Source organism: Streptococcus hyointestinalis, assembly GCF_041225505.1.
GTDB lineage: Bacteria > Bacillota > Bacilli > Lactobacillales > Streptococcaceae > Streptococcus > Streptococcus hyointestinalis_B.
The window spans coordinates 1-8235 of sequence record NZ_JBCLSK010000054.1 but is presented as its reverse complement, the minus strand read 5'-3'; the positions used below and the strand labels follow the sequence as shown (position 1 = coordinate 8235).

6 protein-coding genes and 1 pseudogene are annotated in these 8235 nt (G+C 41.0%); 2 read left to right on the top strand and 5 right to left on the bottom strand.

Annotated features, from left to right (window positions below; translation table 11 throughout):
• The coding region (locus AALA56_RS09345; RefSeq protein ID WP_369909776.1) for a hypothetical protein at positions 1-255 on the bottom strand (255 nt) is incomplete at its 3' end.
• A gap of 204 nt (positions 256-459) precedes the next feature.
• Between AALA56_RS09345 and AALA56_RS09340 the strand changes: the two genes are divergently transcribed.
• Both AALA56_RS09340 and AALA56_RS09335 read left to right on the top strand, forming a co-directional pair.
• Complete coding sequence (locus tag AALA56_RS09340) at positions 460-3432, top strand: GbpC/Spa domain-containing protein (RefSeq protein ID WP_369909775.1); 2973 nt, start codon at positions 460-462, stop codon at positions 3430-3432.
• A 5-nt stretch (positions 3433-3437) separates the two neighbouring features.
• Positions 3438-3989 carry a hypothetical protein gene (locus tag AALA56_RS09335; RefSeq protein WP_369909773.1) on the top strand — a complete coding sequence of 184 codons (552 nt, stop codon included), beginning with the start codon at positions 3438-3440 and terminating at the stop codon, positions 3987-3989.
• 91 nt (positions 3990-4080) lie between these two features.
• Here the strand turns inward: AALA56_RS09335 and AALA56_RS09330 are convergent, their stop codons facing one another.
• From AALA56_RS09330 to AALA56_RS09315, 4 genes and pseudogenes are all read right to left on the bottom strand, one after another.
• Positions 4081-4515 (bottom strand): single-stranded DNA-binding protein, encoded by a 435-nt coding sequence (locus AALA56_RS09330; RefSeq protein WP_369909772.1) that lies wholly within the window; start codon positions 4513-4515, stop codon positions 4081-4083.
• Positions 4516-4605: 90 nt separating this feature from the next.
• Complete coding sequence (locus tag AALA56_RS09325; RefSeq protein WP_369909771.1) at positions 4606-6834, bottom strand: YSIRK-type signal peptide-containing protein; 2229 nt, start codon at positions 6832-6834, stop codon at positions 4606-4608.
• Positions 6835-6912: 78 nt separating this feature from the next.
• On the bottom strand, positions 6913-7740 hold the full coding sequence (locus AALA56_RS09320; RefSeq protein ID WP_369909769.1) for an LPXTG cell wall anchor domain-containing protein: 828 nt from the start codon (positions 7738-7740) through the stop codon (positions 6913-6915).
• Positions 7741-7755: 15 nt separating this feature from the next.
• Positions 7756-8235: pseudogene (locus tag AALA56_RS09315) on the bottom strand (hypothetical protein); the annotation flags it as partial.

Here is an 8235-nt window from a genome sequence, read left to right as displayed (position 1 = left end):
AACATAGCGCTCACCCCTGCTTTCTTCTAGAAAACGCCTTATCTTCTCTCCATAGAAACTCGAAAAGAGAAAAATTTTAAATTGTAGCTGAGGTGAAGCTAGTTTGTACCGTTCCCAATAAGAACTGATCCCTTGCTCAATTCCCAGATGAACAGTATATAAATGGCAGTTACGCCCTTGCTTCAAATAGTTTTCTATCTGAAGCGAATCCGCCAGCAACTCGTCTGAGTGTTGATCCACTTGTTGTTTAACCATAAGCACTCCTTTATTTATTTATCAATTATGGATACACCTTCAGTATAAGAGATAATGACAATTCTTGCGTTAAGGGGACAAGTCATAATAATAGATAATATCTTATATAACTTTTTAGCTATCTACTCTTTTCTAAATCGATAAATACTGATATAATAAAATTGGATTTTTTTGCCTACTAAACTAATACTATTCAGGAGATTTATGAAGACGAAACATTACCAACGTTTAGGAGTAGGACTGTTTGCTAGCCTATTGTTGCTAGCAGCTCCTCATGCACTAGCAGAAGAAAATATGACTTCTGATCCAATTGAAACTTCTTCCACTTCGACAGCTACACCTCCTACGACTGAAGCTTACACTGATAACTCTCAGCTGAATCAAGCTATTTCACAAGCTAAAGCTGAAGGGATTATGACGGCTAAAACAGAAGAGGAAAGCTTTGAAACCGCCCAAGAATCTCAGGAGAACTACTCTCAACAAACGCAGACCGTCATTGAAGCGATCCAAAATTATCAAGAAGCGAAACGCAACTATCAAACTGCTGAAAAAGCTCATCAAGAGTATCTAAAACAAGTTGAAACCTATCAACAAGACCTTGTTCAATACCAAGATTACCAGAAAAAGGAGCAACAATATCAAGTTGACTTAAAGACTTATCGTTTAGCTAAGGCTCGTTACGACGAGGACTATCAAACCGCCTTAGGAAACACAGATAAAGCTGGTTATTTACCTGAAGTCCTCGCTCAGAATCTCATTTTTCGCTCTGAGCCAAATGCCACGCAAACCTTTACTGGAACTGTTATTCCTGATGCTATTCTTAACACAGTCGTTAAGGATAGCAATGGCTGGATGGATCCTGGAACGGTAACAGCACCTCTGACGAAGCAAACTGTGACTACTAAAGGAGCTTGGAATAGTGCTTTAATGACTGCTGGGGACACGGTTATTGTAGACTATAACGATTTAGAGAACTCCAGTTTTTCTGGTTATCAGCTAAAGAAAGTGCGCTATACCTACAAACTATTAGCGACTACCCACTATTCAGGCAAGGTTATTTTCCAAGCCATCGCTGATCCAACTGTCACTTCTTACACGCATATCTACAACAAGGACGGCAAAACGCAAAGCTCCTTTGAGATGGAAATGACCGTGCAATTTTTTGATGCTAGTGGAAAGGAAATTATTCCTACAGCTGAGAACTATGCGCTGACAAGCTTTGCTAGTATTAACTCTTTTGAGGGTCAAGGGGAGTTTGTTGGAAAATATAACGGTACTTTTCTTCCTATCAATGGCTCAACCATTACGGTTCAAAATGATTATGCCCTCAACCATAGTAACACGCATCAAGAAGCATTAGTCGCTGATTGGGATAGTGAAGCAAGTCCTGACGCCTATATTGGGGCAATTGTCGGAAAATCGACGGAACGTATCCGCTTTACCTTCGGTAATACCAACGGATTTGCAGATTGGTTTGCCTTTAATTCAGATATAAAGGTTAAGGGTGGAATTTTAAATCCTCCAACCCCACCGATAGCTCCTACATATATGAGTCGCCCTGTAAAACCTAAGGAAGTTCAAGAACCACAAGCTATCCTGACTCCAATTATCCTTTACCATCGCAATAAGGTTGTCCCTAAACCAGTGCCTCCTAAAAAGACGGTGACTTCCCAACCAACACCAACAGTTAAGGTAACACCTGCACCCCCTCAAGTTACTCACCCAATCACCATCATTTACACCTATGCTAAACCGACAAAAGCAATTCAGACAAGCATTGGGACAGTTGTTCCAACCACTGTTCCTCTTTCTCCAACGAGACAAGCAGTGGTTAGTCCACCTACCAAACAGAATAAGCCTATTCAAAAAAAGGAGACAGCTTCTTCTAAAACAGACTGGTTCGGTATTAACACAGGGATTACGGATAGTGTCGAAAAGAATGAGTTAATTAACTTTATCAAGAAGATTGGTAAAGAAGCTAAGAAAAAGTACGGTAAGGATAAAAATACTATCAATAAAGAAATTGCTTTAACCTTAGCATCGCCATCTTATAGCACAGATTTTCTACAGAGTCTCTATAATACTTACGACAATTATACAAACAAAGTACCCAAAGATATTCAAAAAACTATAATATCAAACCATTGGGAAGGAAAAATTGATTTCGCTCACGTTATGACAACGCTAGCTTCTTTGGAAAAGCAGAGCTTTACTGATGAAACCACTAAGCATTATGCTTCTCGAACGCTCGTTCTCCCTCTGTTTACTGACTCACCTCCGTTATTAAGAGAGGTTATCAATAATACAAATCAGAGAACTGCTATTTTGCAACAAAATTCTCTTATTGGTGATTTATTGACCACAATGCCTATCTCGGATGTCTATACCGACATGGATGCTATTATTTTAGCCAAACATCCAGATTATAAAGAGTTGCCACTTGATGAGCGTATCTTAAAATATTATGGGCAAGAGGACCTAGATAAGAAACGCAAAGAGCTCTTTCTTCAAGTTTATGGCAAAGGGAAAATAACTGATAAAGGCGAAGCCCAATTATCGTCCTTTATGGACATTATTTATAATTTATTAACTGTTGGTGGTTTAGGAGCTTTAGTTTACTCGGTATCTAAGGGAAATTGGAAAAATATTGGGAAGAATGTCAAGACCTTAGATACTGTTCTTTATGACGGAAATATTGATAAATTTCGGAAGCATCCTTTTAAAACAACCGCTAGCTTTATTGGCAAAACAGTTGATAAAAGAATCATTAAACCAGCGACAAAGGCTATTCAGGCAATAAATACTAAGGTTGTGAAACCTATCGTCAATGTTGCTAAAAAGGTCGTCTCAAAGGTCGGTCATTTTGTCACAAAAACGGTACCAAAAGCCATTAAAAAGGCTGCGACAACAGTGACCAACTTTGTCACAAAGACTATTCCTAAATCTATCGCCTTTAGCGTCACAAAAACGGTCTCTGTCGCCAAGAAAGCCTATACTGCTGTGAGAAAGGTGATTCCTAAACCTGTTAAAAGAACGATTAAAAAGGTGTTTAGACCAATTGTCAAACCTGTACAGAGAGTCGTGAAACGAGTGACCTCTTTTGTTAAAAAAGTCTTTAACTCTGTTAAGAAAGCAATCAAACCTCGGAAAAAAGGTAGCCGAAAACGTAGGAGATAAAAAGGATGAACAATAAGACTCTTTTAAAATCACTATTCTTTACTTTGATAACTTTATTTGTTCTATTTCTGGTAGGATTTATCTATATTAGTTATAATTTAGCTACCTATCAACTTTACTATGCCAAGCACATGCCTCATGCCAAGGGGACAAACCCTGAAATGGCGTTTATACTAGATGGTTTAGATTTTTCAGAAGAGCCTGAGATTAAAGGTATCAGTTATGACACAGATGGTAATAACACCATTGCTAATAATAAGCTAATGTTAACTCAAACTTCTGACGGTGATGCTCATTATCTTGCTTTACCTGATGATACAACAGAAGAACACTATCGTATGTATATCTTTTCAGCAAGTGGAAAGTTTATCAAGTATTATTATCAAAAACATTATGACAATAAGGATATTTATGACAGTTCAGAGCAACGTCGAAAAGAAGCACAGGGCTATGTTGATGAAATCATCAAGCCAGTGGCAGCCAAACTCGAAAAGAAACCTAAAGTCAATTTGCAGTGGTTCTTTAATAAAAAGTACGAAAAACGCTTTTCAAGGTGACTAATATGATATACTAATAGGCACTTATGCTATAACTAAAACCAGCACATCAACTATCATGTGCTGGTTTTTTAAAATGACTTCACTTTTTTTAGAAAGGTTCATCTGCATCCATAGGCTCTGGATAATTTTGTTGAGCTTGTGTGGATGGCGGCTGAGGTGCTGCTTGTTTTTGTTTTCGTTTAAGAGCGGCTTCCTTGGTTTCTAGGAAAGTGATACCACCATGCAGAGCTGGAGCAATATATTGGTAGGTGCGTTGTTGTCCTAAATCATCCGTATAAGAACGTTGGATAATTTCTCCTTTGATAAGGATTGGAGAGCCTTTAGACAGACTCTGCGCCATTAGTTCTGCCTGCTTACCATACACCTGAACATGGAAAAAGCTAGGAGTAGGTTTGCCTTTATCATCTAGTAAGCTAGAGTCACAAACAAAATCAAATTTAAAACTCACATGCCCGTTGCTGGTTCTACCCACTGCAGTATCAGGAATATTGGACACACGACCATAAGCAATAAATTCTTGCATAATACAATTCTCCTTTCTCAAAATGTTTTAACTAAACCAAAACCCTCAAAAGAGGGCTTGGATTATTAAAGCATAGCTAATTAACGTTTATTAGTGTTGTTTTTTACGACGGATACCAATTAAGCCCAGCCCTGAAAGGATAAATCCTCCAAAAGCCGCTAAGCCACTGCTAGCTTCCCCTGTTGTTGGAAGCACCGCTTGTTTCGCAACTGGCGCTTGCGCTTTTGGTTGTTCAGGGGTTGGTTGTGGTGTTTCTGGCGTTGGCGTTGTTGTCATTTTGTAGTAGTGAACCGCTATCTCCACTGGAGCAGGGGCTTCTGGTGCCTCTGGTGCTGTTACTGTTGCTTTTTGTACAGCTACAGTAATTGGTTTTGGTGCCTCTGGTGCTGCTGGAGCAGTCACTGTCGCTTTCGTTGCGGTAAGCTCTGGTTTCTTAGGCTCTTTTGGCTTTTCACTGGCTACCCAAAAAACACCCCCAACAATTGAACTATTCTTACCATCCACGGAGTGAACAACCGTAAAATCTTGTTTCTTAGCAGTGTCAAAAGTCCACCCCACACCATTAGAGTCTAGGACACCTGCTGAAGCTTGGGACTTATCACCCGCTCCTGAGCTATAGCGTGTACCAGAACCAGTCACATTTTTCCCTTTTTCAATAGAAGCACCATCTAATCCAGAAACCTCGATGGTTTGTTTGTTATCGATGTCGTTGAAGGTCACCACAGAGACGTCATTAGAAGTGACAACTTTGAGTTTATAAGCATAAACATAGTTTAAGATACGTCCCACGAAACCAGAACCACTACCAGAAGCAGACTCACCAGTGCCTCCTTGAGCAGCTCCACTATAGAGGGCAAAGACAGACCAGGCAATACCACCATTATCATCACCCCAAATAGCCACATAGGTTCCTGTATTATAAGGGCTATTGATTTCTGAGAAGGTCAAGGTCACATCCCCATTAGTGGTGTTCTTAACAAGGATAGTACCTGTCCCATCAATTTTAAAGATGTTCTCGAAGTTGGCATCTGTATTTTGGTCTAGATTACTACCTTGCGTCGCATACATTGCTGCAGCTTTAAGACTACCATCCGCAAAGCTAATCACATTCTCAGCACCTGTCATCTTAGTAGCACCAGGACCGGCTTCTAAGATAACACCATTTTGCCATTTAAGACCCGTGTTGGTACCAATCCCTTTTTGATAATCGGCAAGAGCTGCCGCATAAGCATCAATTTGTTTTTTCATATCCGACGCCGAAAGATTCATAGCATCTGCAGCTGCTTTGACGGCTGCCGTATACAGTTTGAGATTCTCAGCCATCGCTGCTCGTAAAGCGTTTCCTGTCAAACCCTTAAGATTTTTATAGCTTGGTGTCTTATCAGAAGTGGCTGTTGTTACAGTTAACTCATATTTCTTCGCAATAGCAAGTTGTTCGTCTAAAGCTGCCGTTGCTTTTTTAAGAGTGGACTGACCTTCTGAAACAGCTAAATCACGACTTGTCTTCGTTTCGGTATAAGCCTTTTGATTGGCTTGATAGAGAGCAAGAGCTTGTTTCAATTCCTCAACGGATTTGCCTTGGATAGCGAGTCCTGCTGCAATGGCTTCCTTGTAGAGCTTGAGGTTGCCAGCCATCGCTTGACGTAGCTCATCACCTGTGAGACCCTTGAGGTCTTTATAGGTTGGTGTTTGATCTGTTGTAGTATCTGTGACAATCAATCCTGCTTGTTTAGCCTGTTCAATCAATTGCTCTACCTCAGCGGTTGACTTGTCTAAGGCCTCTTGCCCTTCTTTGGTTACCGCTTCATGTTCAGCACTGGTTTCTTCGTAGGCTTTTTGATTATCCGCTTGTTTAGCGGTCGCTTCTTTAACAGCTTGGTCTTGTTTATTGAGGTCAGCTAGCACTTTAGAAGTTTTATCAGCTGCGTTGTTATCATTGATGACAACTTCCTGCGTTTCTCCTTCTTTGACCACAACTCCCGTCTCTTGTGCCGTTGCCACGTTATCCTTAAGAGTTTCTTGTGCCTTATCGACCGCTGTTACAGCTTGCTCTTGGGTCGTATTAGCTGGAACTGACGTTGGAATGTCACTGGTAACAGCTGTTTGTGCTTGAGATGAGCTTTCTGTAGGCGTAGCTGGGCTAACTTGCTCAGTTGTTGCTTGGTCTTGTGTGCTTGTCACTTCATCGGCCGAGACAGCACCTGCTCCCATAAGAGCTGCAGTAGTGGCTAGAACAATACCGTACTTAGCAATTAAAGCTGAGTGGGTGCCTGTTTTGAATTTGCGGATTGAGAAAATGTTTTTGTTATTTTGAACCATGAGGGATTCTCCTTTTTCTTTTAAAATTTTAGTTTAAGGACATTACGGTCACATCCTGAGTTTTGATTGCCTTTAGGCTTATTTTTTACGAAAGAGCCAAGCCGCAGCTCCTAATAAAACACCACCAAGAACCGCTAAGCTACTACCAGCTTCTCCTGCTTCGGGAAGTGTTGCCTTCGTCCCGTCAGCTTTCGTGACGGTGATGGTTTTATCACTGTTAATTGTTGCCCCAACCGTTTCTGGAGTCACTGTAGAGCCATCTGACAGAACCAATTGACCGTCTTTTGTACTCACAATGGTAGCGCCACTATTAGTGACTACTGGGGCTTGTGCGGTCACGTTTTGAACTATTTGACCAGTCACTGTTGAGGTTGTCCCTACTTGTGAAGCACCAGCCTTGGTAGCTGTATCAGCTGATACACTTGGGTTATTGATTGGCACTGTTTTGTCAGGGGTCACTTGTGCAGTACCGCCGTCCGTGGTTGGGACAGTGGTATTGCCTGTATTAGGATCAACCTGCTCACCTGCGTTGTCCTTACCTTGATTGTCTGGAGCGGGTTGGGGATCAACGTTTTCACCTGCGTTGTCTTTGCCTTGGCTTTCAGAGCCTGGGACGGTGACATTCTCACCAGCATTATCTTTACCTTGATCTGTCGAAGGTGTTGTTGGGTCTACTGGAACCGTTGGAGTCGTTGTTGAGCCACTGTCGCTAGGTGTTGTCGCTGGCGTTTCTGTAGAAGGTGTTGTAACGTCTGTTGATGCTTCTGTTCCTGTTGATGGTGTCACTACTTCCGTGGATGGCGCTGTTGGGTCTACTGGTGTCACTTCATCAGCTAGAGCAACGCCAGTAGAAGATAGCAAAAGTGTTGATGTTGCAAGTGCTGCGAGTAATTGTTTTTTTGTCATGATATGTCCTTTCTTTTATTTGATATAGTTGGAGGCTTTAGGCTCTGTGGTTACTACATAACCATACTTAGAGTCTTTAGAAGCCTTAACAGCAAAACTTAAGCGAATATTGGAGGCTGTATCGCCTTCTTTAACGGAAAGCACATAGCTCACGTTATATTGCTTCGTTTTGGAATCATAGGTCAGTTTTTCAAGGATAACTGATTGTAAAGTACCTTCTTTAGGAACGGTGTACTTGGCATCTCCATCTGAGAGAAAATCAACCAAATTCTCTTTTTTACCAGAATAATAATTCGGTAAAAAGTAGCGACTGAAAACATCTATTTGATGTTCTGCCTTCATCACCATTTGGGTATTTTTCTCTTCTTGATAGAGATAGGTTAGTTGTTCGGACTGCTTAGACAACTGAGTTGCTGTGCTAATAGTCCCAATAACGCCACCTAAAGCGATAACACTGGTCATTCCTAACAGGAGATACACTTTCTTCAAAGACGT

What these genes read in the sequence shown, in the direction of transcription:
- AALA56_RS09340 (WP_369909775.1), top strand. Translation starts at nt 460, where the DNA reads ATGAAGACGAAACATTACCAACGTTTAGGAGTAGGACTGTTTGCTAGC.
- AALA56_RS09335 (WP_369909773.1), top strand. Translation starts at nt 3,438, where the DNA reads ATGAACAATAAGACTCTTTTAAAATCACTATTCTTTACTTTGATAACT.
- AALA56_RS09330 (WP_369909772.1), bottom strand. Translation starts at nt 4,515, where the DNA reads ATGCAAGAATTTATTGCTTATGGTCGTGTGTCCAATATTCCTGATACT.
- AALA56_RS09325 (WP_369909771.1), bottom strand. Translation starts at nt 6,834, where the DNA reads ATGGTTCAAAATAACAAAAACATTTTCTCAATCCGCAAATTCAAAACA.
- AALA56_RS09320 (WP_369909769.1), bottom strand. Translation starts at nt 7,740, where the DNA reads ATGACAAAAAAACAATTACTCGCAGCACTTGCAACATCAACACTTTTG.